Source organism: Flavobacterium sp., assembly GCF_027484705.1.
Classification (GTDB): domain Bacteria; phylum Bacteroidota; class Bacteroidia; order Flavobacteriales; family Flavobacteriaceae; genus Flavobacterium.
In genome coordinates, this window is sequence record NZ_JAIXSL010000007.1 from 173780 (window position 1) to 200379 (window position 26600).

At 41.2% G+C, this 26600-nt stretch carries 28 protein-coding genes; 11 read left to right on the plus strand and 17 right to left on the minus strand.

Going from position 1 to position 26600, the window contains the following annotated elements; all coding sequences use genetic code 11:
* Positions 1–21 precede the first annotated feature (21 nt).
* From Q0058_RS02845 to Q0058_RS02860, 4 genes are all read right to left on the minus strand, one after another.
* On the minus strand, positions 22–1056 hold the full coding sequence (locus Q0058_RS02845; protein ID WP_298221222.1) for a hypothetical protein: 1035 nt from the start codon (positions 1054–1056) through the stop codon (positions 22–24).
* Between the two features lie 55 nt (positions 1057–1111).
* The gene (locus tag Q0058_RS02850; protein ID WP_298221223.1) at positions 1112–1909 is read right to left on the minus strand and encodes a hypothetical protein; all 798 of its coding nucleotides are present in this window, start codon (positions 1907–1909) and stop codon (positions 1112–1114) included.
* Complete coding sequence (locus Q0058_RS02855; protein ID WP_298221224.1) at positions 1896–2456, minus strand: RNA polymerase sigma factor; 561 nt, start codon at positions 2454–2456, stop codon at positions 1896–1898. Before Q0058_RS02855 ends, Q0058_RS02850 begins: the two co-directional genes overlap by 14 nt.
* 150 nt (positions 2457–2606) lie before the next feature.
* The gene (locus Q0058_RS02860) at positions 2607–3584 is read right to left on the minus strand and encodes a polyprenyl synthetase family protein (protein ID WP_298221225.1); all 978 of its coding nucleotides are present in this window, start codon (positions 3582–3584) and stop codon (positions 2607–2609) included.
* A gap of 126 nt (positions 3585–3710) precedes the next feature.
* Between Q0058_RS02860 and Q0058_RS02865 the strand changes: the two genes are divergently transcribed.
* Positions 3711–4553 carry a hypothetical protein gene (locus Q0058_RS02865; RefSeq protein ID WP_298221226.1) on the plus strand — a complete coding sequence of 281 codons (843 nt, stop codon included), beginning with the start codon at positions 3711–3713 and terminating at the stop codon, positions 4551–4553.
* Positions 4554–4605: 52 nt separating this feature from the next.
* On the opposite strand, the gene rlmN is transcribed toward Q0058_RS02865, so the two are convergent.
* On the minus strand, positions 4606–5649 hold the full coding sequence (rlmN, locus tag Q0058_RS02870; protein ID WP_298221227.1) for a 23S rRNA (adenine(2503)-C(2))-methyltransferase RlmN: 1044 nt from the start codon (positions 5647–5649) through the stop codon (positions 4606–4608).
* Positions 5650–5719: 70 nt separating this feature from the next.
* On the opposite strand from rlmN, the gene Q0058_RS02875 reads away from it, so the two are divergent.
* On the plus strand, positions 5720–6361 hold the full coding sequence (locus Q0058_RS02875; protein ID WP_298221228.1) for an O-methyltransferase: 642 nt from the start codon (positions 5720–5722) through the stop codon (positions 6359–6361).
* 75 nt (positions 6362–6436) lie between these two features.
* Here Q0058_RS02875 and Q0058_RS02880 read toward each other — a convergent pair whose 3' ends face one another.
* The 6 genes from Q0058_RS02880 to Q0058_RS02905 form a co-directional block, all read right to left on the minus strand.
* Positions 6437–7003 (minus strand): phosphatase PAP2 family protein, encoded by a 567-nt coding sequence (locus Q0058_RS02880; protein WP_298221229.1) that lies wholly within the window; start codon positions 7001–7003, stop codon positions 6437–6439.
* Positions 7004–7345: a twin-arginine translocase TatA/TatE family subunit gene (locus tag Q0058_RS02885; protein ID WP_298221230.1), complete on the minus strand. Its 342-nt coding sequence runs from the start codon at positions 7343–7345 to the stop codon at positions 7004–7006.
* A gap of 69 nt (positions 7346–7414) precedes the next feature.
* Positions 7415–9658, minus strand: a complete 2244-nt coding sequence (locus Q0058_RS02890) for a M1 family metallopeptidase (RefSeq protein WP_298221231.1) — start codon at positions 9656–9658, stop codon at positions 7415–7417.
* Between the two features lie 73 nt (positions 9659–9731).
* A complete protein-coding gene (locus Q0058_RS02895) occupies positions 9732–10226 on the minus strand; it encodes a DUF6702 family protein (RefSeq protein ID WP_298221232.1) in 495 nt (164 codons plus the stop codon).
* A 13-nt stretch (positions 10227–10239) separates the two neighbouring features.
* Positions 10240–10980 carry a hypothetical protein gene (locus Q0058_RS02900; RefSeq protein ID WP_298221233.1) on the minus strand — a complete coding sequence of 247 codons (741 nt, stop codon included), beginning with the start codon at positions 10978–10980 and terminating at the stop codon, positions 10240–10242.
* Between the two features lie 15 nt (positions 10981–10995).
* Positions 10996–11748, minus strand: coding sequence for a hypothetical protein (locus Q0058_RS02905; protein ID WP_298221234.1), 753 nt, complete (start codon positions 11746–11748; stop codon positions 10996–10998).
* A 227-nt stretch (positions 11749–11975) separates the two neighbouring features.
* On the opposite strand from Q0058_RS02905, the gene pepE reads away from it, so the two are divergent.
* A complete protein-coding gene (gene pepE, locus Q0058_RS02910; RefSeq protein ID WP_298221235.1) occupies positions 11976–12689 on the plus strand; it encodes a dipeptidase PepE in 714 nt (237 codons plus the stop codon).
* Positions 12690–12760: 71 nt separating this feature from the next.
* Here the strand turns inward: pepE and Q0058_RS02915 are convergent, their stop codons facing one another.
* From Q0058_RS02915 to Q0058_RS02925, 3 genes are all read right to left on the minus strand, one after another.
* A complete protein-coding gene (locus Q0058_RS02915; RefSeq protein WP_298221236.1) occupies positions 12761–13057 on the minus strand; it encodes an isoamylase early set domain-containing protein in 297 nt (98 codons plus the stop codon).
* 264 nt (positions 13058–13321) lie between these two features.
* Complete coding sequence (pckA, locus tag Q0058_RS02920; RefSeq protein WP_298221237.1) at positions 13322–14947, minus strand: phosphoenolpyruvate carboxykinase (ATP); 1626 nt, start codon at positions 14945–14947, stop codon at positions 13322–13324.
* 79 nt (positions 14948–15026) lie between these two features.
* Positions 15027–15413, minus strand: a complete 387-nt coding sequence (locus Q0058_RS02925) for a DUF423 domain-containing protein (protein WP_298221238.1) — start codon at positions 15411–15413, stop codon at positions 15027–15029.
* A 243-nt stretch (positions 15414–15656) separates the two neighbouring features.
* Here Q0058_RS02925 and Q0058_RS02930 point away from each other — a divergent pair, with 243 nt between their 5' ends.
* The 4 genes from Q0058_RS02930 to Q0058_RS02945 all read left to right on the plus strand — a co-directional run bounded on the left by Q0058_RS02930 (position 15657) and on the right by Q0058_RS02945 (position 19058).
* Entirely contained in the window at positions 15657–16415 is a 759-nt protein-coding gene (locus Q0058_RS02930) for a DUF3108 domain-containing protein (protein ID WP_298221239.1), read from the plus strand.
* 2 nt (positions 16416–16417) lie between these two features.
* Entirely contained in the window at positions 16418–16738 is a 321-nt protein-coding gene (locus Q0058_RS02935) for a hypothetical protein (protein ID WP_298221240.1), read from the plus strand.
* A 99-nt stretch (positions 16739–16837) separates the two neighbouring features.
* Entirely contained in the window at positions 16838–18208 is a 1371-nt protein-coding gene (locus Q0058_RS02940) for a saccharopine dehydrogenase C-terminal domain-containing protein (protein ID WP_298221241.1), read from the plus strand.
* 379 nt (positions 18209–18587) lie between these two features.
* Positions 18588–19058, plus strand: a complete 471-nt coding sequence (locus Q0058_RS02945) for an Lrp/AsnC ligand binding domain-containing protein (RefSeq protein ID WP_298221242.1) — start codon at positions 18588–18590, stop codon at positions 19056–19058.
* Positions 19059–19164: 106 nt separating this feature from the next.
* Here the strand turns inward: Q0058_RS02945 and Q0058_RS02950 are convergent, their stop codons facing one another.
* Both Q0058_RS02950 and Q0058_RS02955 read right to left on the minus strand, forming a co-directional pair.
* A complete protein-coding gene (locus tag Q0058_RS02950) occupies positions 19165–19836 on the minus strand; it encodes a zinc metallopeptidase (RefSeq protein WP_298221243.1) in 672 nt (223 codons plus the stop codon).
* A gap of 93 nt (positions 19837–19929) precedes the next feature.
* The gene (locus Q0058_RS02955; protein WP_298221244.1) at positions 19930–22983 is read right to left on the minus strand and encodes a class I tRNA ligase family protein; all 3054 of its coding nucleotides are present in this window, start codon (positions 22981–22983) and stop codon (positions 19930–19932) included.
* 345 nt (positions 22984–23328) lie between these two features.
* Here Q0058_RS02955 and Q0058_RS02960 point away from each other — a divergent pair, with 345 nt between their 5' ends.
* Genes Q0058_RS02960 through truB form a run of 4 tightly spaced genes read left to right on the plus strand, consistent with a single transcriptional unit; the run spans position 23329 to position 26005 of the window.
* Positions 23329–24204 carry a permease-like cell division protein FtsX gene (locus Q0058_RS02960; protein ID WP_298221245.1) on the plus strand — a complete coding sequence of 292 codons (876 nt, stop codon included), beginning with the start codon at positions 23329–23331 and terminating at the stop codon, positions 24202–24204.
* Positions 24205–24233: 29 nt separating this feature from the next.
* The gene (locus tag Q0058_RS02965; protein ID WP_298221246.1) at positions 24234–24482 is read left to right on the plus strand and encodes a DUF3098 domain-containing protein; all 249 of its coding nucleotides are present in this window, start codon (positions 24234–24236) and stop codon (positions 24480–24482) included.
* Positions 24483–24521: 39 nt separating this feature from the next.
* Positions 24522–25307, plus strand: coding sequence for an undecaprenyl-diphosphate phosphatase (locus Q0058_RS02970; protein ID WP_298221247.1), 786 nt, complete (start codon positions 24522–24524; stop codon positions 25305–25307).
* Positions 25307–26005: a tRNA pseudouridine(55) synthase TruB gene (gene truB, locus Q0058_RS02975; protein WP_298221248.1), complete on the plus strand. Its 699-nt coding sequence runs from the start codon at positions 25307–25309 to the stop codon at positions 26003–26005. Before Q0058_RS02970 ends, truB begins: the two co-directional genes overlap by 1 nt.
* On the opposite strand, the gene Q0058_RS02980 is transcribed toward truB, so the two are convergent.
* Entirely contained in the window at positions 25965–26588 is a 624-nt protein-coding gene (locus tag Q0058_RS02980; protein ID WP_298221249.1) for a thioredoxin family protein, read from the minus strand. The two genes, truB and Q0058_RS02980, sit on opposite strands and share 41 nt — an antisense overlap.
* Positions 26589–26600 lie beyond the last annotated feature (12 nt).

The window sequence follows — 26600 nt, forward strand, 5'->3', positions numbered from 1 at the left end:
TAAACAAAGGTTGAACATGCGTTAGTTGAAATCGAAACGGACGCCGAACGAGATGTTGTGCTGGTCGACGGCATTATCCGTAAACAAAGGATTCAGGTCGTATTTCGCATAAAGACTGATTTCCTCGTAACCGATGTAGGCACTCGCGCCGTAAATGAAATCATTGACGTTGAAATCGCCTTTGGTTTTTTGTTTGACGTTGTTGCCTTCTTCATCTTCGAATTTGAGGATTTGTTTCGACTTGATATTGGCGCCGAAATAACCACCCAAACCTACACGGAAACTTTTGTGGGTGCGGAAAATCGTCTTATCGTCTTTGATTTCTTTTTTGGTGAAATCGAATTCGAGGTGCGCCGGTAGCACTACATAGACGTTGCGGAAACGCGAATCCTCGAGGTGAATATCACTAGTTTCTAAAGTCGTCTGGTCGCCGGTTTCTTTGAAATAACGATTATCGGTCGGACGCAGGTTGTTGTACATCAACGACAAACCGTATTTGGCGTGCAGCAAGTTGTTGTTTTTGAAGATTCTTGTGTTTGAAGTGAAACCCCATTCGTAGAAGTGCGAACCCCAATATCTGTAGTCAGAATGCGCTAAGGCTTTATCGGTCACGAGGTTGTTGAGTCCGAAAGCGAAAACGAATTGCGAAGTGGTTCTGCGCTCGCCATAGGTGTCTTTTTTCTTGTGTTTTTTATTGTCGAAGCGGAACACCCAAATGCGTGACGAATCTTGCTCTTTGATTTTCCCGTCTACTTTTTCCTGCACCAGATCTTTTAATTCGTCCTGAACCAAAGCGACTCTGGTTTCGATGTTTTTGGCTCGGGTGTTGGCAAGTTCAATCTTTTTGGCATCGGCTTGTTCGGCGGTGATTTCTTTTTTGTCGAGTTGCACGTTGACGGCTTCGATTTCGTTTTTCAAAGCTTCTTTTTCTTCTTTGGTGATGCTTTCGATTTTGGAAGCAATCATTTTTGCGCGTGATTCAAAGGTTTCTTGCGAGAAAACCTGCGTGATTAAAAGCAATAAAAATCCTGTGAGGTAAATGGTAAAGTTTTTCATGATGTTTTGATTTTTTTTCCGCTGCGCTCCAACAATTCGGCTGCGCCTCGGGTGATTATTGATTGATGTCTGACTGATTGTTTCTGTTGGCGAGTGCCACTTTTACGGTTTTGTAATTTTTGTCGATGCTGTTGATGACTTTTTCCCGAAACGAAAGCTGGAGTTCGCCATCGACTTCAGAAAGCAGATTTGATGCGCTTACCTTAATTGGTGTTTTTCCTAATTTTGGATTGGATTCGAGGTGAGCGAGTTGTTGTTGATTTGTGATTGAAATTGGATTGGACAGTTGATTAGGCTGTTGCGTTTTTTGATTGCCTGCGGCCAGTTCGCCTTCGGCTCGGGTGATGATTGATTCTCCTTTACGTTGCTGTTTGTTGGTTTGATTAGATTGGTTTGCGATGGCTTCGTTTTTTTGTTGAAGCTGATTTTGGTTGATTTGTTTGTCTAGGATAGGATTTGTTTTAAGGTTCGTATGATTTGATTTTATCGGTTGCTTTGATGGATTATTTTGAGTGGTTTCAGCTACGGATTCTGATGGTTTTGGGATTACAATTTCAGTTTGTTTTTGATCTTTAAGTGAATCTTTAGACTCAACAGGTTTGTTGTTTTCATAAACGATATCGTCTCTTCTGACATCTTCCAAAGGTTGCGTTTTGCTTAAAAACACTACCGCAATCGCTATAAACCCCAAGATGGAAGCGGCGATGTATAACCAGTTGTATGTCGGAGCGGCTTTCTTTTCTTCAGCCACCGTCAGCATCGCATCAAGTCTGTCCCAAGCGGCTGGCGTTGGAGCAATCTCGTGTTCCTGCAACGCTTTTCTGAATTTTTTATCGAATTTATTTGGTTCCATTTCGGTAGTCTTTTAATTTGATGATTTCGTTTTGCAATAGCTTTCGGGCGTGTGACAATTGCGATTTTGAGGTGCCTTCGTTAATCTTCAAAAGCTCCGCGATTTCCTGGTGTTTGTAGCCTTCGATCGCATATAAGTTGAACACCATTTTATAGCCGTCCGGCAAAGTGTCGATCAGGAATTGGATTTCATCGACGGTGAAACTGCTTTCGATGTTGTTGAAACTGTCTTCCTTATAATGTTCGTCTTCAAGAAAGCTGACTTTTTTATTCGCCCGAAGGAATGAGATGCATTCATTGACCATAATGCGCCGGATCCAGCCTTCGAAACTTCCTTTGTGCTCAAAATTCTTGAGGTTCGTAAACACTTTCATAAAAGCGGTAATCATCACGTCTTCGGCCTGGTGCAAATCTTTGATGTATTGTCTGCAAACACCCAACATTTTAGGAGCGTAAGATTGATAGATTTTCTGTTGTGCCTGACGATTTTGGTCGAGCGCCAACTGAATCATGTTCTTTTCCTGCAGATGTAAATCGATTACTTTCAAAACCTTTTGTAAAGTGTTACTGTTAGCATAGACGCACAACAATCAAAAATGGTTGCACGGCTAGGTAAAAAAATTGAAAATATTTTTAGCAGATTTTGAAAAACCTTTATTTTTAAAGGCTTCGCGTGATAAAAAAATATTGAAAAAAAATTAAATTTTTCTTTCGATAACGTAATTCACCATCAAGATCAGGGCATCTTTATATTCAGAATCGGGATAATGTTGCAACAATTGAAGCGCTTCCTGTTGGAATTGAAGCATTTTCTGTTCAGCATATTGAAGACCATTGTTGTTTTTTACGAAAGCAATGACTTCTTTGACACGCTTCTTATCTTTATTATGGTTTTTGATGGAATTGATGAGCCACGATTTTTCCTTGGGCGTGCAATGGTTCAAAACATAAATCAACGGCAAGGTCATTTTTTGTTCCTTGATGTCGATTCCGGTGGGTTTTCCGATGGCGTCTTCGGTATAATCGAATAAATCGTCTTTGATTTGAAAAGCCATGCCGATGAGTTCGCCGAACTTGCGCATGTTTTCGACTTGTATTTCATCCACAATCACGGATTTGGCGCCCAAAGCACAACATGAAGCGATCAGTGTCGCGGTTTTCTTGCGGATGATTTCGTAATAGATGTCTTCAACAATATCGAGCCGCCGCGCTTTTTCAATTTGCAACAACTCGCCTTCGCTCATTTCGCGAACCGCCACGGAAATGATTCTAAGCAAATCGAAATCGCCGTTGTCAATAGAAAGCAGCAATCCTTTAGACAATAAATAATCGCCGACCAAAACGGCAATCTTGTTTTTCCAAAGCGCATTGATGGAGAAAAAGCCGCGTCTTCTGTTGGAATCATCGACCACGTCATCATGAACCAAAGTAGCGGTATGAATCAATTCAATGACCGAAGCACCGCGATAGGTGCGTTCGTTTACCGCACCATTGTTAAGCATTTTTGCAGTCAGGAACACAAACATCGGACGCATCTGCTTCCCTTTTCTGTTGACGATATAATAAGTGATCCTGTTAAGCAACGCCACTTTGGAAGTCATCGATTCGTAGAACTTTTTCTCGAAAAGTTCCATTTCAACCTGAATGGGGCGTTTTATTTGCGAAGTGATATTCATTACTTTTTCAAAGGTAATTATTAACTTTAAGAGTTACAAAGTAATAAATCTGTAATTTTATGGTTTTCTTTTAAACTATTCTTAAACCTCCAAGTCTTAACGGAAACTTAAAAAAATAATAGTATTATGAAAACAAAAATTTTAGCACTCGGAATGTTAGCCTGCTTTATGTTGGTAAGCTGTAATAAGGATGAAAATGAAAAAACAACAACCATTGAGTCTAGCGATATCGTGACCAATGCCAAAATTGACAATGTTGCGGATGACGTAGCTCAAATTGTAGAAAATCAGTCGAATGCCACTCCTGCCGGAAGATACAGCAGTCTTTCTACTGGTTGCCTAAACGTAACCACAACGCAATCTGGCGATACCTTTACCAGAACTTTAGATTACGGCAGCACCAATTGTCTTCTTGACAATGGTAATTTTGTGCGAGGAAAAATCATCATCACTTTTATGAATGATTTTACAGCACAAACAAGAACCTTAAATTATTCTTTTGAAAACTTTTACCATAACGACAGGCATATTGAAGGCAATAGAACGGTGGTAAAAACAAGGTTGGCAAATGGTCACATTAGATCTGAGATTAACTTAAATATGACGGTTACGAATCCTGACGGGAGGGTTTTTACAAGAACCGGAAACAGGGTTAGAGAATTCTCAGCAGGTTATGATACCGATACCGTTGAAGACAATGTATTCTTGATCACCGGAAGCTGGACCACCACAAATCAAAATGGAATCGCGCACACCAATACTATTAGCGACGCTTCACCTTTAAGAATCATATTCAGTTGTAATCAACCAATAGTAGGACAACACCGCTACGAAATTGTCAGCGGAATCATCACAGTAGTAAAAAACAACAACACGGCCGTGATTGATTATGGCGACGGAACGTGTGATAATACTGGAACCATCACTATTAATGGCGGTTCGCCAATTTCTTTTACTTTAAGAAATTAAATTATTAATTCATCTTGCATAAAAAAAGGTTCCAAAATTTAGGAACCTTTTTTTATGCTTCTTTATTAGCCAATTGCCCGCAAGCCGCATCGATATCTTTTCCACGGCTGCGTCTGACTTTGGCCACAATGCCGTTAGCTTCGAGCGCTTTGATGTAAGCATTAATCGACTCTTCCGACGCTTGCTGAAATTCGCCGTCGTCAATCGGGTTGTATTCAATCAGGTTGACTTTGCATGGCACATATTTGCAAAATTTAACCAAAGCATCAATCGAGGCTTTGTTGTCGTTGATATCTTTCCAAACGACGTATTCGTAAGTGATTTTGCTTTTCGTTTTTTGATACCAATATTCGAGTGATTCCCGTAAATCTGCTAATGGAAAATTGGAACTGAAAGGCATAATGCGCGACCGGATTTCATCAATGGCTGAATGTAAGGAAACCGCGAGCTTAAATTTGACTTCATCATCAGCAAGTTTCTTAATCATTTTCGGAACGCCCGAAGTTGAAACCGTAATGCGTTTAGGCGACATGCCCAAACCTTCTTCCGAAGTAATCATCTCAATCGCTTTGATGACATTGTTGTAATTCATCAGCGGTTCGCCCATGCCCATAAAAACGATATTAGACAACGGATGGTTGTAATACAACCGGCTTTCCTTATCAATGGCAATGACCTGATCGTAGATTTCGGCAGGCTCAAGGTTTCGCATTCTTTTGAGTCTTGCAGTAGCACAGAAATTACAATCGAGACTGCAACCCACCTGACTCGAAACACAAGCTGTGGTGCGGGTATCAGTCGGAATCAAAACCGATTCGACGACCAAACCGTCATGCAAACGGACGGCATTTTTCACGGTGCCGTCTTCGCTTTTTTGCATCTGATCGACTTTGATGTGGTTGATGACAAAGTGTTCTTTAAGTACGGTTCGAGTGGCTTTCGAAATATTGGTCATGTCTTCAAAACTGTGCGCGCCTTTGCTCCAGAGCCATTCATAAACCTGATTGCCACGGAAGGATTGGTCGCCTTGCGAAACGAAAAAATCGCGCAACTGCTGTTTTGATAAGGCCCGAATATCTTTTTTGTCGATTTCCATGGCGCAAATTTAGTGTATTTGTAGATTCCGTTATTTGATAATTTGATAACTTTGGGTCAAACTTTACAAAATGCACTTCATCTCACAGGAACTCGAGGATTATATCGAACAACATTCGGAAAAAGAACCCGAATTGCTAGCGGCTTTAAATAAGGAAACGTATCAAAAAATTTTATTGCCCAGGATGCTTAGCGGACATTTTCAGGGGCGAGTGTTAAGCATGCTGTCGAAATTGATTCGTCCGGTGAACATATTGGAAATTGGCACTTATACCGGTTATTCTGCGTTGTGTTTGTGTGAAGGCATGCAGGAAAACGGCGTATTGCATACGATTGACATCAAAGACGAACTTACGGATTTTCAGCGCAAGTATTTTGACCGTTCGTCTTGGGGAAACCAAATTGTACAGCATTTGGGAGAAGCGATTGACATCATCCCAAATTTGGATATTAAATTTGATTTGGTTTTTATTGATGCTGATAAGGAAAACTACCTCAACTATTACGAATTGATGGTTCCCAAAATGAATCGCGGTGGTATTATTCTTTCCGACAACGTGCTTTGGAGCGGAAAAGTATTAGAACCTTTACAACCGAATGATATCAGCACCAAAGTACTTCTCGAATATAACGAACACCTCAAAAACGACCCGCGCGTAGAAACCGTTTTGCTTCCGATCCGCGATGGTTTGACCGTGAGCCGCGTGCTCTAGCCCGGATGGCAATGGCATCCTTTTGTTCTGGGGTTCAGAACAAAAGATATAATGGACAGCCGGATCAGCTCCTGATTAAACTAACGGAAAATATTTAGGTTGTAAATATTGATGCAGCTTGTAGAATAAGAATCCATAGCTGGCTCCTACTGCGTAACCTGTGAGGATATCGGTTGGGAAATGCAAACCCAGATAAATTCTGCTGTAAGCGAAAAATAATGGGAATATAAAGAGTAAAAAGGCAAAGCGGTAATATTTCCTGAAAATCATGAACACAAAAAACATGGTCGCCATCGAACTTGTTGCGTGACCCGAAAAGAAACTGAACGTGTCACTCGATTTGACGATGCGAATCACATCCTTAATTTCCGGATCACTGCACGGACGCAAACGTTTAAAAATTCCTTTAAAAAGATTGGCTGTTTGGTCGCCCAATGTAATTAGTGCGCCGACAAATAACAAGATGATTAAGGTGTTTTTCCAACCGATTTTCTTCTGCAACAAATAGAAAACGAGCAGGTAAAAAGGCATCCAGTTGAATTGGTGCGTGATGGCGAGCCACAAATTATCGTAGGTTTCAGACCCTAATCCGTTGAGGAAGATGAACAATTGTTTGTCTGCAGCGATAATTTTTTCGAGCATCTATTTTTGTCTTTTGATCGGCCCGACGATTTCCTCTATTTCTTCAGCCGTATCGGTTTTTACTGTCGTATCGGCAAGCATTTGTGTCTGTGCTTTGCTAATTTCTTTGTGGATGCTTTCGGTAAGTCCGGTGAAATTGCCGTGCATTTCCTGAAACGTTTTATCGAGTCCGTTGGCTTCTGCGCCTTTCTGGATTTCGCTTTTAATATCATTAGTCGCATTCTTGAGTTGCGCCATGATTTTACCCAAGGTTCGCGCGATTTCAGGGATTTTATCCGACCCGAAAAGCATCAAAGCGATGAACATGATTAAAACTAATTCTCCTCCTCCAATTCCGAACATAATGGTGTGTTTTGCTGCAAAGTTACAAAGTTTAGCAGAAGATTTTTTCCTAAAGTTATATTAATTGTTTTAGTCGAATTTCGATTTCACTTCCTGTTTTGGCCACGTGTTGTTGGTCGTATCGATATCGGCAGTTTCAAGTTTTGGGTCGATGACAATTTTAGCGATGGCTTTTTTGGTAGCGAAAGTACGGCTGACTTCTTTGTCGTTCATTCTCCAGATTTGCGCCGGGAATGTTTGGTTTTCAGTCGTGCCGTCTTCAAAGGTAATTTCGACAATGATCGGCATCACCAATCCGCCCGGTTTGTCGAAAGTGACTTGATAGAAATATTTCGGGCTGTCTAATTTCGCTTTTTCTTCAGCTGTGAATTTTGTTTGGACAAACTCGTCTAAAGTAGCGACGGATTTGATGTCCAAAGGTTTGTTCATTTCTGGTTTGAAATCTAGGCTGGCATTCGCAATCATATACACCAATGGCCCGGAAGCTTTAAGACGGTTTCTTCTGTTGACTTCAGGTGCTTTAAAATCTTTAGGCGCATCGTTGCTTACGAAATATTGGTTGACTTCTTTAATGCCAATATCATTATAATCTGTGGTGTAAAACCAACCTCTAAAAAACCAATCCAAATCTACTGCTGAAGCATCTTCCATCGTTCTGAAAAAATCTTCGGGTGTTGGATGTTTGAATTTCCATCGGTTCGCGTAAGTTTTGAACGAATAGTCGAACAACTCGTGTCCCATAATGGTTTCGCGCAAGATATTCAAAGCCGCAGCGGGTTTTCCGTAAGCGTTATTCCCGAATTGCTTAATGCTTTCCGAGTTGGTCATAATCGGTTCTATTTTCGATTGGTCGCCACTCATATAAGGAATGATGGTTTTAGCCGGACCGCGGTCAACTGGGAATTTTGAATCGAAAGAAACCTCCGCAAGATATTCCATAAAGGTATTCAAACCTTCATCCATCCAAGTCCATTGGCGCTCGTCAGAATTGACGATCATTGGAAAAAAGTTGTGCCCGACTTCGTGAATCACAACGCCCAACATACCGTATTTTACACGGTCAGTATAAGTTCCGTCTTCTTGCGGACGCCCGAAATTCCAGCAAATCATCGGATATTCCATACCCTGATCTTGAGCATTAACTGAAACCGCTTTAGGATAAGGAAAATCAAAAGTGTAGCTCGAATAGCTTTTTAAAGTATGCGCCACGGCTCTTGTAGAATAAGTTTCCCACAACGGATTGCCTTCTTTCGGATATAGTGAAATCGCCATGACTTTCTTGCTTTCAAACTGCACGGCCATCGCATCGAGAATAAATTTCCTTGAGGTTGAAATGCCGAAGTCGCGGACATTTTCGGCTTTAAATTTCCATGTTTTTTTCTGGGTTGAAAATCCTTTTTCGGAAGCCATAGCTTCGGCTTGGGTAACTACTACAACTGGTTTGTCGAACGAATTTTCAGCCAGGGCGTATCTTTTTAGTTGTTCCGATGTAAAAACTTCCGCGCGGTTTTGCAAAACACCCGTCGCTTCCATAATGTGATCGGCAGGAACCGTAACATTGACTTCGTAATTTCCGAACGTCAGCGCAAATTCGCCGCTGCCCCAAAACTGCATGTTCTGCCAACCTTCGACATCATTATAAACGGCCATTCTCGGATAGAACTGCGCCAAAACATAAAGGTTGTTGCCATCTTTAAAATGCTCGTAACCCGAACGTCCGCCATCAATCATATAATTGTTGATGTTGTAGTTCCATTTGATGTTGAGAGCGATTTTTTCTCCATGTGCCAACGGTTTTGCCAAATTGATGCGCATCATGGTTTCATTGATCGTATAAGGAATCGCGTTTCCTTTACTGTCTTTGACATAGTCGAGTTTGAAACCGCCATCGAATTTTTCCTCAAGGTATTTTCTAGAGAATCCGGCCGCGCTGATCGACGGATCCATTTTGGAATTCTCAATCAAAGGTGTTTTGGAAGTTCTTGCTGCAATGTTTTGGTCGAGCTGAATCCACAAATACTCCAAAGATTCTTTGGCATTATTGGTATAAGTGATGGTTTCAACGCCATATAATTTCGCGTTTTTATCATCTAATTCCACATCGATTTTATAATCGGCCTGTTGTTGGTAATAATCCGGACCTGGCGCGCCGGATGCCGTGCGGTAACTATTCGGTGTTGCCAACAAATCATACATCTGTCTGAATTTGCTTTCATCAGTGTGCCCTTTTTCTTTTGCTTTTGGGAGTTCTTGGGCGTTTATTTTTGGCAACATCACTAACAATAGCAACCATATAGCAGTCGTTTTTTTCATAAATTGGATTTAAAAACTGTGAAAATTCTGAGCTAAAAGTAGGCGTTTTTTGGAAATTGATGCGCAAAGGAAATTATTTTAACACGCCAGCGGTATTTTCATTAGTCAGCAAAAGGCTTTGCTTTTTTCCGTTGAAGTTGGTTTGGATGATGTTCTGCTGCTCGGAAAACACTTCCATCAAACTTGTATTTTTAATATCAAGCGAGATGATTTTAGCAATATCATTGACTTTATAATAACCAATCACGACATTATTTTCGAGCTCTTTGCTCATAAAAATAAAAGGCTTTTTATTGCCGTTGACTTTGATTGTAAAATGTTCCGCAAGATATTGGTTCATCAAAGCCACATCTTCGGGCGTTTCTTCAGCTTCGCCGACATGCGTGGTTTTGGCGTACTTGGTCAGAAGCGCTTTATTGAGATCGTCGATGAAAATTCGGGTGGTGATTTCGATCCTTTTCTTTTGAGGCACAAAATGGATCTGATAAATCGAAATGTAAAATTTATGCACGCCGAATGACGACAACGTCACAAACAAAATCATTCCTAAAACCAATATTTTTCTCATGAGCCAAAAATACTTATTTCTGTTCTACGGATAACGTGTCCTTAAATTTTAACGCCAATCCTTTAATCAGAAACTTCGTTAGGGTTTTGTTTTTGACTTTTAGGGCGCGAACAAAATCAGTGTCTTCAATTAAAAAGTAATGAAATCCTTTAATATAATCAGCGGGAATTTTTAAGCTGTTGACATAAAAATCTTCTTCAAACCAACCGTCAAGTTGCAGTAGCAATCTTTCTTTTTTCTCCACCTGAATTTCTTTTTTCAGCATTGTTGTGCGGCCAGAAATCGCGTTAAGTATAGGATTCAGCGGAACAAGTCCGCCGCCAGTTGTGGCTTCGTTGAACCTTCTTTCGGCAGGCGTATATTTTTTTTGGCCGTGCGGAATGATGCCCAGATTTTCCGCGGTGATATTGGAATTTTCATTGACCTTGACTTCTTTGAGCGGCGTCATTTTGACACTCATTTTTATCAGGATTTGCTCCGTCACCAAATCTTCTTCATGAATTACTTTTCGTTTCGTTTCTAAATTAACCGCAGAAAACACCAAAGCATCACCGACTTTTACAGGAATGGTAAAGAATCCTTGTTCGTTGGTCACTGTGGCTTTTCCCGAAGTATCATTCAAAACATTGACTTTTTCGACGGCCAAATTCTCAGAAACGATTTTTCCGACCAATAGTTTTTCGCTTGTGGTTTGTGCGAAAATAGCTTGTGTCAGCCATAGAAAAAATAAGATATGTAGGTTCTTGATGGGCACAGGCAATGTTTCGGGTTATTTTTGGATCGCCGTGATCTTCTTGAACTCATTGTTTTTTCCGACCAGGAAATCCATGAGTTCGAAATCGGTGGCTTTTTTAAGGACTACTCCGGATTTAGGATCATTTTCGCTGAACACCAGAAAAAGCTTAATCTGGTCATTTCGGAGTTTGAGGCTGTTGCTGAAAAACGAATAACTGACTCTGTTCATCACTGCTTCCGTGAAACTGACGTTCGTGGTGAAATCATTTTTCTTCGGATTCTTTTTGCGCAGCACTTTGAGAACGTCTTTATACATACGCACAAAATCAACACCATTTTCGATAACATTATAGTTGGGCATCACAGTGTTTTTTGGGGAAGATTGGGCGTCACCATAATATTTAGTATCGACCGCTTCCTGTGAATTTTTAATAGGACTTTTGATTTTGCTTTGATCTACATTTACTTGTGCTAATTGATTGGTAAGGCTTTGTAAAGTTATTTTGACAACATCCTGCTCCATATCTTCTTTGGTAAGCACCATTTTTTTGGAGCGGAACATCAGACTCGAAAAGACCAGCGTATCATTTTCTTTGGCGGTAATGGCGAACGCACCTTCAAATTTGGCGATGGTTCCTGTTCTTGCATTGACATTGAAAACGACGACGTTTTCCACTTTTACCGAATCATTCACGACTTGTCCGCGCAGGAGTTTCCGAGACGATAACTGTGCGAAACCGATTTGACTCATCAGGAAAAAAACGAGCATTGTAATAGTACTTTTCATAGGAATTGATGTTTAACTTTTATCTAAAGTTAGTGATTTAAACGCGATTATTCCTGAAATCAAACGCTTAAATTCAACCTGAGCACCAACTTCAATAAAAAAATAAAAGTAACCCAAACCTTGCTAACAGATTGCCAAAGATTTGATAAATTATGTTAATTTAACGGCGTTCTAAACGAATGATTTTCCTAAAGGGTTTCATCATCAAAACGTATCAAAAATTGCCTATGAAAAACCTCATTATTGCGAGCACTTCTACTATACATGGCGGTGGTTATTTAGAATATTTATTGCCTGAATTGACAATGCATTTTAAAAATTGTAAGACATTATTATTCATTCCATACGCCAGACCAAGTGGAATTTCACACGAAGAATACACCGCTAAAGTAGCAAACGCGTTTTCCAAAATCAATATTGCGGTAAAAGGCCTTCATGAATTTGAAGACCCGAAAGAAGCCATCACGCAGGCGGAAGGAATTTTTACTGGCGGCGGCAATACTTTCCTGTTGGTTTTTCAGCTGTATAAAAACAATCTGATGAACGTTTTAGCGGATACCGTAAAAACCGGAACGCCTTATCTCGGCTGCAGTGCGGGCAGCAATATTACCGGTTTGACGATGCAAACTACTAATGACATGCCGATCATTTATCCGCCAAGTTTTGATACTTTAGGGTTGATTCCGTTCAACCTGAATCCACATTACCTCGATCCGGACCTGAATTCAAAGCATATGGGCGAAACGCGCGAAACGAGAATCAAGGAATTCCATGCTTTTAATACGGTTCCCGTTTTGGGCTTGCGCGAAGGAAGCTGGCTCGACGTTAAAGGAGAAAAGATTACGCTCAAAGGAAATTTATCCGCTCGTTTGTTCAGAAAAAACCAAGCGCCCGAAGAATGGGCAAGCGAAAGTGATTTGAGCTTTTTGGGAAAACTATAAAACCCGAATCCATTTAAAATAAAAAAGCCGCCTTAAGGAATGAAGCGGCTTTCGTTTTTTGTATCGTAAAATTATACTTCCAATACGCTGTTTTCAGCACCTGCAAATTCGTTCCAACGGTAAGAATCTGCTTCTACTTCGTTTACAAAAGCGCCATCGATCAAATATCTGAATTCGTAAGAAGCGTCTTTATTCACATCAAAAACACCTTTGAAAGTACCGTTTTTAAGTTTGCTCAATTCGCCTTCTTTTGCATTCCAGTTGTTGAAATCACCAACTACTGCTGCGGTGTTTGCTTCTTTTGCATCTACTGTAAAAGTTACTTTGCAAACCGCTTTCGTTTTTATAAATTGTTTTTTTACTGACATAACTATTTCATTTTTAGAATTATGAGGCAAAGTAAATAAATTCACTGCAACAAACCATAACCCGAAATACGATTTGAGAATATGGCAGAAACTTGCTAAAAAACCCATCGTATTCGTAGCATTTCTTACCTCAAATTCTGAATCCCGAAACAGAAAACGTTTTCGTTATGCAGAGTTTATAGCACAAAAAACATCGGTTTCTGAAATTAAATATACTATTCAACTTCAAAAACCGATGATGATAACCGTTTGGTTAAGAATTGTTTATACCTGCGGACCGGCTTTTACTAAATTCAGCCCTTCAGCATTGTCTGTGTATTGTGCGAAGTTTTTGATGAATCTCGCGGCCAAATCTTCGGCTTTGGTGTTCCATTCTGAAGCTTCCGCATATGTATCTCTCGGATCTAAAATGGCGGCATTCACTCCGGGAAGCGAAGTCGGCACTTCAAAATTGAACATTGGGATCATTTTGGTTTCGGCTTTTTCAATCGAACCGTCTAAAATGGCGTCGATGATTGCGCGGGTATCTTTAATAGAGATTCTTTTTCCTGTTCCGTTCCAACCAGTATTGACCATGTAAGCTTTGGCTTGGTGCTGCTCCATTTTCTTAACGAGTTCTTGTCCGTATTGCGTTGGATGTAATGATAAGAACGCTTTTCCGAAACAAGCTGAGAAAGTCGGTTGCGGTTCCGTAACGCCTCTTTCGGTTCCGGCTAATTTTGCCGTAAATCCTGAAAGGAAATAGTATTTGGTTTGCTCTGGCGTCAGTTTAGAAACCGGTGGCATCACACCAAAAGCATCAGCAGTCAAGAAGATCACTTTCGTAGCATGGCCCGCTTTAGAAACCGGTTTTACAATATTGTGAATGTGATTGATTGGATAGGAAACACGTGTGTTTTGCGTAACCGAACCATCTTTAAAATCGATTTTACCATTGGCGTCAACCGTTACGTTTTCTAACAAAGCGTCTCTTTTGATGGCTTCGTAAATATCCGGTTCGTTTTCTTTGCTCAAGTCGATGGTTTTGGCATAACAGCCGCCTTCAAAATTGAACACGCCGTCATTGTCCCAACCATGTTCGTCATCGCCAATCAATTCTCTTTTCGGATCCGTTGACAAAGTGGTTTTTCCTGTTCCGGACAATCCGAAGAAAACCGCAACATCGCCATCTTTTCCTTTGTTGGCCGAACAGTGCATCGAAGCGATTCCTTTAAGTGGTAGGTAATAGTTCATCATCGAGAACAAGCCTTTTTTCATTTCTCCGCCGTACCAGGTTCCGCCAATGAGCTGGATTTTTTCAGTCAGGTTGAACGCAACGTAGACTTCGGAATTCAAACCATGCGCTGCGTAATCCTTGAAACTGGTTTTAGAACCATTCATCACGATGAAATCAGGTTCACCAAAATTTTCGAGTTCTTCTTCGGTTGGACGAATGAACATGTTTTTCACGAAATGCGCCTGCCAGGCCACTTCCATGATAAAGCGAACTTTAAGTCTTGTGTTTTCATTGGCGCCGCAAAAAGCATCCACTACGAACAGTCTTTTTCCTGAAAGTTGGTTGACAGTTGTTTCTTTTAGGGCATTCCAAGTGTCTTGTGAGATGGGTTTGTTATCATTGACCGCTTTGTCTGAATTCCACCAAATGGTATTTTCGGTGATGCTGTCTTTTACGATGTATTTGTCTTTAGGCGAACGTCCGGTAAAGTCTCCGGTCATTACGTTTACGGCTCCTAATTCTGTGAGTTGTCCTCTTTCGAAACCCTGCAAGGATGGTTTAAGTTCTTCGTGATACAGAAAGTCGAACGAAGGATTGTAAATAACTTCTGCTGCATTTTTGATTCCGTACTTTTCTAACGAAATCGATTTCGTAATTTGAGCGTAATTATCCATAGAAATGAGTTTGTGGTGTGTTTTAAATAAAGGACAAAAGTAAAAATAATATTTTATGTAGATTTATATTCTCAAAATATTATCGTTTTTTCTTGCAAAAATCGATGAAAAGCCACAACCAGCCGATGATCAATAATAATCCTCCTATCGGCGTGATGAATCCGATGGTTTTGAAATTGAAACTGTTCAAATCATCGGTAGCCAACAGATAAATGGAACCCGAAAAAAACACAACGCCTGTAACGACGAAATAGTAAATTACTTTTTTGGTTTGCTCGGCGATATTTGATGACAAGCCAACGAACAACAAAAACAGCGCATGGTACATTTGATATTTGACGCCGGTTTCGAAAGTACTAAGTTGCTCAAGGTTCAGCACTTTTTTTAAAGCATGGGCTCCGAAAGCACCTAAAACAATGGCGGTCATTCCTAAAAACGCCGCGGTCGAAATCATTTTTCTGTCCATTTTTGGTCGTGTTATACTAAGCGGTAAATTTATCTGTTATAGAGGAGACGTCAAAGGAATTTCGGGTTTTTTAGCCCCGATTACTTCACTTAACTTATATTTGTCAGCGGAGTTCAGTGAATGCTAGCCATTTGGAACGGCATCCTTTTTCCGGCTTCTTTAGCCGGGAAAAGATATAGTGTAAAGCGGGATTTAGCTCCTAAAAAAAAAATATTACATTTGCATTTTAAAAATCAAAACAGTATGAGAAAATTATTATTGATCACAGCTATTTTATGTACAGGACTGATCAGTGCCCAAACCAATAAAACGGTAAAATCAGGAGAGAAATTTGTATACGCCGCTTCTTATAACATGAGCGGACTCATGACACAGCTCGCGCAGGTAACCATGGAAACCGAAACCGTGAAAACTTCTAAAAATACTTTGCTGCATCTGAACTGCGAAGCCAGAACCTTCAGCAAATGGGATACTTTTTTTAAGATCCGCGACAGCTACGAATCGTATGTGAATCCGGTAACGCTCAAGCCAAGTTTATATAAAAGGGATATTTTGGAAGGCACTTTCACCAAAAAAGAGAAATACATTTTCAAAGGCAATACGATTGAATGCACGCTCAAAAGAAAAAACATGGCGGAATCTAAAAGCGCTTTCCAAATCGGACCGAATACTAGTGATGTGGTTTCTACGATATACTTATTGCGCAACATCGATTTCAGCAAAATGAAACCCGGACAAATCAAATCGTTCACCGTGGTTTTCGACCAAAAAGAAATGGGTGTTTCTGCCAAATATATGGGAACAGAAACCGTGAATGCCGGAAATCTAGGCAAGAAACTCTGCTATAAAGTTTCTATTGGTGCTAAAACCAATAAATTGAGAGGAACCGACAAGAACATCATATACCTAACCGCTGATGCTGCCAAAGTACCTGCTTTGATTCAGTTCAGCATTCCTGTAGGAACAGGACAAATGACATTAACTAACGCAACCGGACTATAATTATGAGAAAGACATTAATTGTTTTAGCCTTTATTTTTGCAATTCTAGGAATTGTATTTGCGATTTTACCAATGGGAACTTTAGGCATATTACCTATAGGTTTGTCATTGATCTTTGGAGGCATCGCCTATTACAAATCGGCACCCGATGACAAAGCAGTGCCGAAATGGTTGCTGATTGTGGCGGGATTAACTTTGGCGGTGGTGATCGTAAGAGCCATGATTCCTGATGAAATCGAAAAAGACGACCAATTCGAACAAAAGAAAGTCGAATCTAAAAAAGAAGACCTCAAAGATCTTGAGGATCTCGAAGGTTTAGAATAACATGCAACGCAAATACTGCGATATCTGTTTTAAAGCTCACTTCGGTGGGCTTTTTTATTTCAACAAATTCATACCTTTGGGGACAATTTAGCATAGACCATGAGAAACATCCTGATTATCGGTGCCGGACGTTCGGCTTCTTCCTTAATTCAATATTTATTGAACAAATCGGAAGCTGAAAACCTTCACCTGACCATAGGCGATTTATCGCTCGAACTCGCCCAGCGCAAAACCAACCACCACAAAAATGCCACCGCGATTGCTTTTGATATTTTCAACAAAACGCAACGTAAGATCGAAATTGAGAAAGCCGACATCGTCATCTCGATGCTTCCGGCACACATGCACATTGAAGTCGCGAAAGACTGCATCACATACAAAAAACACATGGTAACCGCTTCTTATGTTAGCGACGCCATGCAGGAACTCGATGCTGAAGCCAAAGCGAATAACCTCATCTTTATGAACGAGATTGGCCTCGACCCAGGAATCGACCACATGAGCGCGATGAAAGTCATTGACGAAATCCGCGACAAAGGCGGTAAAGTAATTTTATTCGAATCGTTTTGCGGTGGGCTTGTTGCTCCGGAATCTGACACCAACTTATGGAATTATAAATTCACCTGGGCACCTAGAAATGTAGTGTTGGCCGGACAAGGTGGCGCGGCGAAATTCATTCAGGAAGGCACCTACAAGTACATTCCGTACCACAAATTATTCAGAAGAACGGAGTTTCTCGAAGTAGAAGGCTACGGCAGATTTGAAGCTTATGCCAACCGGGATTCATTAAAATACAGATCGGTTTACGGACTAGACGAAGCGCTCACTTTATACCGCGGAACCATCCGCCGTGTAGGTTACTCCAAAGCCTGGAATATGTTCGTCCAACTCGGCATGACTGATGACAGCTACAAAATCGACAATTCTGAAAACATCAGTTACCGCGAATTCGTCAATTTGTTTTTGCCTTATCATCCGACGGACTCCGTTGAAATCAAATTGCGCTTGCAACTTGGCCTCGAACAAGACGACATCATGTGGGACAAACTGCTGGAACTCGATTTATTCAACAAGAACAAAATCGTCGGGCTCAAAGACGCATCACCGGCGCAAATCCTCGAAAAAATCCTGACCGACAGCTGGACTTTAGAAGAACACGACAAAGATATGATCGTGATGTACCACAAATTCGGTTACGAAATCAACGGCATCCAAAAACAAATCGATTCGAAAATGGTCTGCATCGGCGATGATCAAACGTATACCGCGATGGCGAAAACCGTAGGCTTACCGGTGGCTATGGCGACTTTGCAGATTCTCAACGGCAACATCAAAACGCCGGGCGTGCAATTGCCTATCAACAAGGAAGTGTATTTGCCAATTCTAAACGAACTCGAAACGTTCGGCATTCATTTCAAAGAAACGGAAATGCCTTATGTGGGTTACAATCCGGATCATATGAGTTTGTAAGTGACACGCCTGCGGCTCAGGACACGCTTCGCTTAGGACGCGCCCTGCGGGCTTTAGACAATAGACAGTCCTGTTTTTGAATACGTCAGAAACAGGATTTTTATTTTTGATGTCTAACAATCTTAAGCGAAGCGTGTCCAAAGCGAAGCGTGGCTTTTTCTATCAAATTAAAATCAAAATCGTATTTTTGGTTTCAAATTCCAACTTACGACACAAGCGTAGCGACTGCATGAGTCCTTTAAAAACAATAAAAAAGCCGAATGAAAATCAATTCCCTACAAATAGAAATTGATGATTTGAAATTAAAAGGTGCAAGCCCTGCGGGCTTGAGGTACACAAGCTTTAGCTTGTTTTATAGTTCTTTAAACAACGAAATGTCATGAAGATAAACCAGTTGCAAATAGAAATCGATGGCATCGACAAAGAAATCCTGCGCGACCTTATGGAAGACGCCAGAAAACCCATCTTACAAATCGCCAATAAAATCGGAATTTCCGGCGCTGCGATTCACCAACGGCTCAGAAAACTGGAACAAGCCGGCGTGATTTCCGGTTCGAAATTTATTGTCAACACTAAAGTTTTAGGCTACAGCACGATGGCGTTCGTGGGCATTTACCTAGACAAAGCCGCGAAGAATTCAGAAGCCGTGCGCGAACTTAAGAAAGTTCCCGAAGTGCTCGAATGTCATTATACGACAGGAAATTGGTCGATCCTGATAAAAATTATTTGCCGCGATAATGAACATTTGATGCAATTGCTCAATACCAAAATACAGGCGATTGAAGGCGTTTCAAGAACGGAAACGTTTATTTCTTTAGACCAACAAATTGACAGGCAAATTCAATTATAATTTGGAAATGAGACAATTTTAAAATTAGTATTCGACTACGAAAAAAAATCCGCAACTTTCATCGCGGATTTTCATTTTCAAGTTTTCAAATTATCTCATTTTCAAATTACCTTCTGTTCATGTAAATCATCACATAATACATCAAAGTGGCGACAGAACCAATCGCTGCGACAACATACGTTCTGGCCGCCCATTTCAAGGCATCTTTCGCACCCGCTTGTTCTTCGCGGTTCAGCATTTGTTTGTTTTCTAACCAAGCCAATGCGCGATTGCTCGCATCATATTCTACCGGAAGCGTAATCAGTGAGAACAAAGTCGTTGCGGCGAAAAGCACAATGCCCACCAACAACAAGGATGGAAACGTACGCACCATCAAAATCCCCGCAATCAAAACCCACTGGATATAACTTGAAGCTACCGAAACTACCGGAACGAGTTTGGAACGCATTTCCAACCAACTGTAAGCCGTTGCATGTTGCACCGCGTGACCGCACTCGTGAGCGGCAACCGCAGCAGCTGCAGCATTTCTTTGGTTGTAAACCGCTTCACTCAAATTGACCGTTTTGTCCGCCGGATTGTAATGGTCGGTAAGTTGCCCTTCGACGGAAATCACCTGAACATCGGTGATGCCGTGATCGGCGAGCATGCGTTCCGCGATTTCTTTTCCGGACATGCCGTTTTGCAAATGGAGTTTCGAATACAATTCGAATTTGTTCTTGAGTCGGTTGCTGACCAACCAACTGCACAACATCAATAGACCTGCTAATATCAAATACATAGTTTGTTTGTTTTAAAAATTAAAAGTACAAATTCGCTGTCAAATTACAAGCCAATTTGGTTTGTGTTAACATTCGTGCAATTTTGTCAGGTTTTACCCCACAAGATTGATAATTTTCCCAGGAACGATAATGACTTTATTTGGCGTTCTGCCTTCAAGTTGTTTGATGGTACGCTCGTCTTTCATGACAATTTCCTCAATTTGCGCCGCGGTTAAATCGAGCGGCAACTCTAAAGTGAAACGCATTTTTCCATTGAACGACACCGGATATTCTTTGCTGCTTTCGACCAAATGTTTCGCATCGAATTCAGGAAATGCTACGGTTGATATTGAACCCGAATGCCCTAACTGACTCCACAATTCTTCTGCAATATGCGGCGCGTAAGGCGAAATCAAAATCGCCAACGGTTCGAGGATTGCGCGTTCATGACAATTCTGCGCCGACAATTCATTGACACAAATCATGAACTGGCTCACCGAAGTATTGAATGAAAAATTGGTGATGTCCTCGCCTACTTTCTTAATCGTTTTGTGTAAGGTTTTCAAACTGTCTTTCGACGGTTCGTTGTTGGTGACAATCAAACCGTTTTCATCGAAATACAAACGCCATAGTTTTTTAAGGAAACCGAAAACACCTGTAATTCCGGCAGTATTCCATGGTTTGGCTTGTTCGAGCGGGCCGAGGAACATTTCGTATAGGCGGAGCGTGTCAGCTCCGTATTCATCACAAATATCGTCTGGAGTTACTACATTGTATTTCGACTTGGACATTTTTTCAACTTCACGTGAAACTATAAATTTGCCATTATCTTCGGTAATAAAATCAATCTCCTTATATTCTTCTCTCCAATTTTTAAAAGATTCAACATCCAATTCATCTGAAGCGTTTACAAAAGATACATCTGTGTGAATCATTTGAAAATCTGAACCAATTAATTCAACCTCTACATATTGACTTTCAGTGAGTCCAAAGCTATTTGATAATATTCTTTCGAAGTTTTTATGAGCCATTTCTTTTAAGGTTTCATCACATGACGACAAATCTATATCACCGCCAGATAAAGTACCAGATTGCAATTTCCCTTTTGATATAAAAACTGCTGTTTGCATACTTGTGGCTTCCATGATTGGATTTCTTTTTAATTCATCACTCAATGAATTATCAAAAATCGATATCTTAAAATGCCCAATTTTTCGTCCTACCAAAGCACTCATCCCCAAAATCATCCCCTGATTGATCAACTTTTTAAACGGTTCTTCCGTCGGAGCATATCCTTTGTCTTTCAAAAATTTATTCCAGAAACGCGAATACAACAAATGTCCAGTCGCGTGTTCGCTACCGCCGATGTATAAATCTACGTTCTGCCAATAATCCAAAGCTTCCTTGCTTGCGAATTCGGTTTCGTTGTGTGCGTCCATGTAACGCATCCAATACCACGAACTTCCCGCCCAACCCGGCATGGTGTTGAGTTCTAGAGGAAAAACGGTCTTGTCATCGATCAACTGATTACTAACCACTGCACACTGAACACTATCCCAAGCCCAGTTTGTGGCGTTACCTAACGGCGGCTGTCCGTCTTCGGTCGGCAAATATTTTTCCACTTCGGGCAATACGATAGGCAAATGTACCTTATCGATCATCTGCGGCAAACCATTGACATAATACACCGGGAAAGGTTCGCCCCAATATCTTTGTCTTGAAAACACAGCATCGCGCAAACGGTAATTGGTTTTGCCTTTGCCTTGGTTGATTTTTTCGAGCTCGGCGATGACTTTCTTCGTGGCTTCTTTGTAATTCAATCCGTTGAGGAAATCGGAATTCGCCAATTCAACATTGTCTTTTGAACCGAAAGCTTCCTGTGAAATATCGACATTTGCAAAAATATTTTTGATGGCCGGCATGCCGTTTTGTCCTTTGAAGAAATTCGCAAACGCATAATCTCTTTCATCTCCTGCGGGAACAGCCATGACAGCTCCGGTTCCGTAACCTGCGAGCACATAATCGCCAATCCAGACCGGAATCGGTTCTTTCGTAAACGGATGTTCGGCATAAGCGCCGGTAAAAACACCAGAAATCGTTTTGACATCGGCCATTCTTTCGCGCTCGGAACGTTTGGCGGTTTTTTCTATGTAAGCTTCCACAGCGGCTTTTTGTTCGGGCGTCGTGATTTGTGAAACGAGTTCGTGTTCCGGTGCAAGTGTCATAAACGTTACTCCGAAAATCGTATCTGGACGCGTTGTGAAAACTTCTATGGATGCGTTGTGTTCTTTTAAGTTGAAAGTGACCATCGCGCCGACCGATTTCCCGATCCAGTTGCGTTGACTTTCTTTGATGCTTTCGCTCCAATCGATGGTATCTAAACCTTGCAGCAAACGTTCAGCGTAAGCCGAAATGCGCATGCTCCATTGGGTCATTTTTTTGCGGATTACGGGGTGGCCGCCGCGTTCTGAAACACCATTGACGATTTCGTCGTTCGCTAAAACGGTCCCGAGTGCCGGACACCAGTTAACTTCGGTTTCGGCGAGATACGTCAAGCGATATTGGAGTAATACTTTTTGTTGTTGTTCGGGTGAAAAAGCATTCCATTCTGTTGCTGAAAATGGCGCAATGTTGTCATCACAAACGGCGTTGACATTAGCATTTCCATGCTTTTCGAATTCAGCGGTCAAGGTTGAAATATCTTCAGCTTGGTCAGCATTTTTGTTGTACCACGAGTTGAACAATTGGATGAAAATCCACTGCGTGTGTTTGTAATAATCGGCATTGGATGTGCGGACTTCGCGGCTCCAATCAAATGAGAAACCGATCTTGTCAAGTTGTTCGCGGTAACGCGCGATGTTTTCTTTGGTCGTTTTATCTGGATGCTGTCCGGTTTGGATGGCGTATTGTTCTGCGGGCAATCCGAAACTGTCGTAGCCTTGCGGATGCAACACGTTGAAGCCTTGGTGGCGTTTGAAACGCGCGTAAATATCCGAAGCGATATAGCCCAGCGGATGCCCAACGTGCAAACCTGCTCCTGAAGGATAAGGAAACATGTCGAGTACGTAATATTTAGGCTTGTCAGAATGGTTACTTGCAGCGAAAGTTTGGTTTTCGGCCCAGTATTGTTGCCATTTGGCTTCGATTTGGTTTGGATTGTATTTCATTTTAAAGTGCCTCAGTGCCTGAGTGCCTGAGTGCCTGAGTTTTGCTCATTTTAACAAGAGCACTTATTTATTTTACTGTTCGTTTGGATCAAGTCGTAAGCTGCGTTATTGGTAGCAAAATACGCTCAAAAATTAGCCCCGATTGCAGCGGTTATCCTTTTGTGCCGGGGTTCGGCGCAAAAGATTGTAGCGTAAAGCGGGACTGCGGTTCTTGGGAAAACTGGTGTGCTGCTCCTGAAAACCGAACGCAAATTTACGTTTATTGTACGAAAGACAAAACTTTGGGCGTTAGAAACTGTGATTAAACAAATTCTTTATTATTTTTACGCCATAATAACAACATTTATGAGTTCTTCTTACGAAAAGTTTCAAAAGCGCCGGTTGATTTCTTCTTATTTTTCGGTGGTACTGAGTATGTTTCTGGTACTTTTTCTTCTTGGTATTTTAGGTTTTTTTGTGATTAATTCTAAGAAATTGTCGGACGATTTCAAGGAAGAGATTGTGATGACCGTATTCTTCAAAGGCGAAGCGACCGACAGCGTGACGACGGCTTTTGCGAACGAATTGAAAGTGGCGCGCTTCGTGAAATCGAGCGACTATGTGACTAAGGAACAAGCTGCGAAACAGCACACGGACGTGATCGGAGAAGACTTCATGACGTTTTTGGGCGCAAACCCATTGCAGAATTCTTTTGATATCCATCTCAAAGCGGATTATATAGACATTGAAAATATCCGCAAAATAGAAAGCCGTTTCCGTGCGAACGAAATGGTTTCGGACGTGGTTTATGACAAGCAACTCGTGAGTTTGGTGAACGACAACATCAATAAAGTCAGTATGTGGATTCTGATTATCAGCGGAATTTTAGCGCTTGTTGCAGTATTGCTCATCAACAGTTCGATGCGACTTTCGATATACTCAAACCGATTCATCATCAAAACCATGCAGATGGTTGGGGCGACGAAATCATTTATCAGAAAACCGTTCATTTGGCAGAGCATCCGCTTAGGATTTATCGCTTCGGTTTTGGCGGTTTTGGCTTTGATTGGTACTTTGTTTTACATCAACACTAACTTTCCAGGCTTAGGCATATTGCAAGATCAGCTATTAATCGGAATGGTGCTTTTAGGCGTTTTGACTTTGGGCATTTTGCTGTCGTGGATCAGTACTTTTTTCGCTACGCAGCGCTTTTTGAATCTCAGAACCGACGATTTGTATTAATTAAAAATTACGAATTACGAATTTAGACTATGAAAGAACAAGAACAGGAAAAGCAAGAATTTCTATTTGACAAGGTCAATTATAAAATCCTTTTGATTGGTATTGTCGTGATTGCTTTGGGATTCATCCTGATGTCAGGCGGCGGAAGCGATGACCCGAAAGTATTTAACGAATCTGTTTTTGATTTCAGAAGAATCAGACTTGCTCCGACCATGGTTTTGATTGGGTTTGGGATTACGATTTATTCAATATTGAAAACTCCTAAAAAAGAAAAATAGATTGTTATTATACAATCTTAAAGTCTCAAATCCCCATAAATGAATACACTACAAGCACTCGTTCTCGCCATCATTGAAGGCATCACAGAATTTTTACCCGTTTCCTCTACCGGCCACATGATCATCGCGAGTTCCTTTTTTGGGATTGAGCACGACGAATTCACGAAATTGTTTACGATTGTGATTCAGCTTGGCGCTATTTTGTCAGTCGTTGTTCTATATTTCAAACGGTTTTTCCAGACTTTGGAATTTTACTTTAAACTCTTTATAGCTTTTATTCCCGCAGTTGTGTTTGGATTGTTGTTCAGCAAAAAAATCGACGCTTTACTCGAAAACCCTGTCACGGTAGCGGTTTCGTTATTGTTAGGTGGAATGCTGTTATTGAAAGTTGACGATTGGTTCGGCAATTCCGAGAATACAGAAATCACTTATATGAAAGGTTTTAAAATCGGTTTATTCCAGTGTTTGGCGATGATTCCGGGCGTTTCGAGAAGCGGCGCGAGTATCGTGGGTGGAATGTCGCAGAAACTTTCGCGTACGGCGGCGGCGGAATTCTCGTTCTTTTTGGCGGTTCCAACCATGCTGGGCGCAACGGTCAAAAAATGTTACGATTATTATAAAGACGGGTTTGTATTGACGCACGATCAGGTTAATTTGTTGATCATCGGAAACGTTGTGGCGTTCATCGTCGCGCTTTTGGCGATCAAAAGTTTCATCGGTTATTTGAGCAAAAACGGATTCCAGGTATTTGGATATTATAGAATTATTGTGGGTGTTGCTTTATTGCTGATCCACTTTTTCATTCATCCTTTGAGCGTAATTTAATGACAGCCGAAGATTTTCAAAACGGACAGGTGTTGCTCATCGACAAGCCTTTGCACTGGACTTCGTTTCAGGCAGTCAATAAGATGAAATGGGTTTTGAAAAGCAAATTCAACCTCAAGAAAATTAAAATCGGTCATGCTGGTACGCTCGATCCTTTAGCGACAGGTTTGCTACTCGTCTGCACCGGAAAATTCACCAAAAGAATCACGGAACTGCAAGGCCAGGCCAAAGAATATAAAGGCACTTTTTATGTAGGCGCGACTACGCCTTCGTATGATTTAGAAACAGAAATCGACCAAACTTTCCCAACTTCACATATCGATGATGAACTAATCCACAAAACCATTGAGCAATTCTTAGATGAAATCGACCAGAAACCGCCTATTTTTTCCGCAATCAAAAAAGAAGGTGTGCGTTTGTATGAACATGCGCGCGCTGGTGAAACGGTAGAAATCGCTTCGAGAAAAACTACCATACACGAATTTGAAATCACAAGAATTGCACTTCCAGAAGTTGATTTTCGAGTGGTTTGCAGCAAAGGCACTTACATCCGTTCGCTCGCGTTTGATTTTGGAAAAGCTTTAAATTCCGGAGCGCACCTAATTGTTTTGCGCCGCACCAAAATCGGAGAATTCGACGTCAAAGACGCGATGGACGTTACTTTGTTTGAAGATTCAGTTGCTCGCACTGCAACATAAGATCGGCAATTTCATTTTGGGTACTGATGCCTTTGTCATGCAAATACCACAACTGCAGTTCGGTTTTGGCAGTTTGATCGATTACACCATATTGTAGTTTGTAGCTTTTGATTAAATCTGAAGCGCCTTTGGGTCGGGCGCCCCAACTTCCCAATACTTTTTGTTCATCGGTATCGAGTACAATCAACTTGGGAATCGCTTTGTTTCCGTTGGTCAAGAACTGGTTCATCAGCGCTTCGTTTTCGTCACGGAACGCGATTTTCAAATCGATGTGTGTAGAAAAAGCGGCCATCTTATTCATAATCGGCAACAGCTGCGCTGCATCGCCACACCAACCTTCGGCCAATACCAACCAGATATAATGTTTCTTAAGGTTCAGTAATTTTTGAATGTTGTCTTCGGTGACGACCATTTTCTTATCTAGACGGTTCATCCGGGCTTCATTCAATTCTGTATAATGCAGTAAATCTTGTGATTGTTCGTGACCGCTGACTTTTCCTTGGGATAATAATCCCGAAACGATATCGCGGTATTTTACATACGAATGGCTGTTCAACAAACCTTGGGCTACGGCAACTTTCATAAGGGCAGATTT

Bases quoted from the DNA above. Each gene is read 5' to 3' on its own strand.
- Q0058_RS02905 (WP_298221234.1), bottom strand. From the start codon at position 11,748: ATGAAAAGTACTATTACAATGCTCGTTTTTTTCCTGATGAGTCAAATC.
- Q0058_RS02865 (WP_298221226.1), top strand. From the start codon at position 3,711: ATGAAAACAAAAATTTTAGCACTCGGAATGTTAGCCTGCTTTATGTTG.
- Q0058_RS02885 (WP_298221230.1), bottom strand. From the start codon at position 7,345: ATGTTCGGAATTGGAGGAGGAGAATTAGTTTTAATCATGTTCATCGCT.
- Q0058_RS02845 (WP_298221222.1), bottom strand. From the start codon at position 1,056: ATGAAAAACTTTACCATTTACCTCACAGGATTTTTATTGCTTTTAATC.
- pckA (WP_298221237.1), bottom strand. From the start codon at position 14,947: ATGGATAATTACGCTCAAATTACGAAATCGATTTCGTTAGAAAAGTAC.
- Q0058_RS02880 (WP_298221229.1), bottom strand. From the start codon at position 7,003: ATGCTCGAAAAAATTATCGCTGCAGACAAACAATTGTTCATCTTCCTC.
- Q0058_RS02850 (WP_298221223.1), bottom strand. From the start codon at position 1,909: ATGGAACCAAATAAATTCGATAAAAAATTCAGAAAAGCGTTGCAGGAA.
- Q0058_RS02940 (WP_298221241.1), top strand. From the start codon at position 16,838: ATGAGAAACATCCTGATTATCGGTGCCGGACGTTCGGCTTCTTCCTTA.
- Q0058_RS02860 (WP_298221225.1), bottom strand. From the start codon at position 3,584: ATGAATATCACTTCGCAAATAAAACGCCCCATTCAGGTTGAAATGGAA.
- Q0058_RS02950 (WP_298221243.1), bottom strand. From the start codon at position 19,836: ATGTATTTGATATTAGCAGGTCTATTGATGTTGTGCAGTTGGTTGGTC.
- rlmN (WP_298221227.1), bottom strand. From the start codon at position 5,649: ATGGAAATCGACAAAAAAGATATTCGGGCCTTATCAAAACAGCAGTTG.
- pepE (WP_298221235.1), top strand. From the start codon at position 11,976: ATGAAAAACCTCATTATTGCGAGCACTTCTACTATACATGGCGGTGGT.
- Q0058_RS02945 (WP_298221242.1), top strand. From the start codon at position 18,588: ATGAAGATAAACCAGTTGCAAATAGAAATCGATGGCATCGACAAAGAA.
- Q0058_RS02960 (WP_298221245.1), top strand. From the start codon at position 23,329: ATGAGTTCTTCTTACGAAAAGTTTCAAAAGCGCCGGTTGATTTCTTCT.
- Q0058_RS02935 (WP_298221240.1), top strand. From the start codon at position 16,418: ATGAGAAAGACATTAATTGTTTTAGCCTTTATTTTTGCAATTCTAGGA.
- Q0058_RS02970 (WP_298221247.1), top strand. From the start codon at position 24,522: ATGAATACACTACAAGCACTCGTTCTCGCCATCATTGAAGGCATCACA.
- Q0058_RS02955 (WP_298221244.1), bottom strand. From the start codon at position 22,983: ATGAAATACAATCCAAACCAAATCGAAGCCAAATGGCAACAATACTGG.
- truB (WP_298221248.1), top strand. From the start codon at position 25,307: ATGACAGCCGAAGATTTTCAAAACGGACAGGTGTTGCTCATCGACAAG.
- Q0058_RS02915 (WP_298221236.1), bottom strand. From the start codon at position 13,057: ATGTCAGTAAAAAAACAATTTATAAAAACGAAAGCGGTTTGCAAAGTA.
- Q0058_RS02980 (WP_298221249.1), bottom strand. From the start codon at position 26,588: ATGAAAGTTGCCGTAGCCCAAGGTTTGTTGAACAGCCATTCGTATGTA.
- Q0058_RS02895 (WP_298221232.1), bottom strand. From the start codon at position 10,226: ATGAGAAAAATATTGGTTTTAGGAATGATTTTGTTTGTGACGTTGTCG.
- Q0058_RS02930 (WP_298221239.1), top strand. From the start codon at position 15,657: ATGAGAAAATTATTATTGATCACAGCTATTTTATGTACAGGACTGATC.
- Q0058_RS02925 (WP_298221238.1), bottom strand. From the start codon at position 15,413: ATGGACAGAAAAATGATTTCGACCGCGGCGTTTTTAGGAATGACCGCC.
- Q0058_RS02965 (WP_298221246.1), top strand. From the start codon at position 24,234: ATGAAAGAACAAGAACAGGAAAAGCAAGAATTTCTATTTGACAAGGTC.
- Q0058_RS02890 (WP_298221231.1), bottom strand. From the start codon at position 9,658: ATGAAAAAAACGACTGCTATATGGTTGCTATTGTTAGTGATGTTGCCA.
- Q0058_RS02875 (WP_298221228.1), top strand. From the start codon at position 5,720: ATGCACTTCATCTCACAGGAACTCGAGGATTATATCGAACAACATTCG.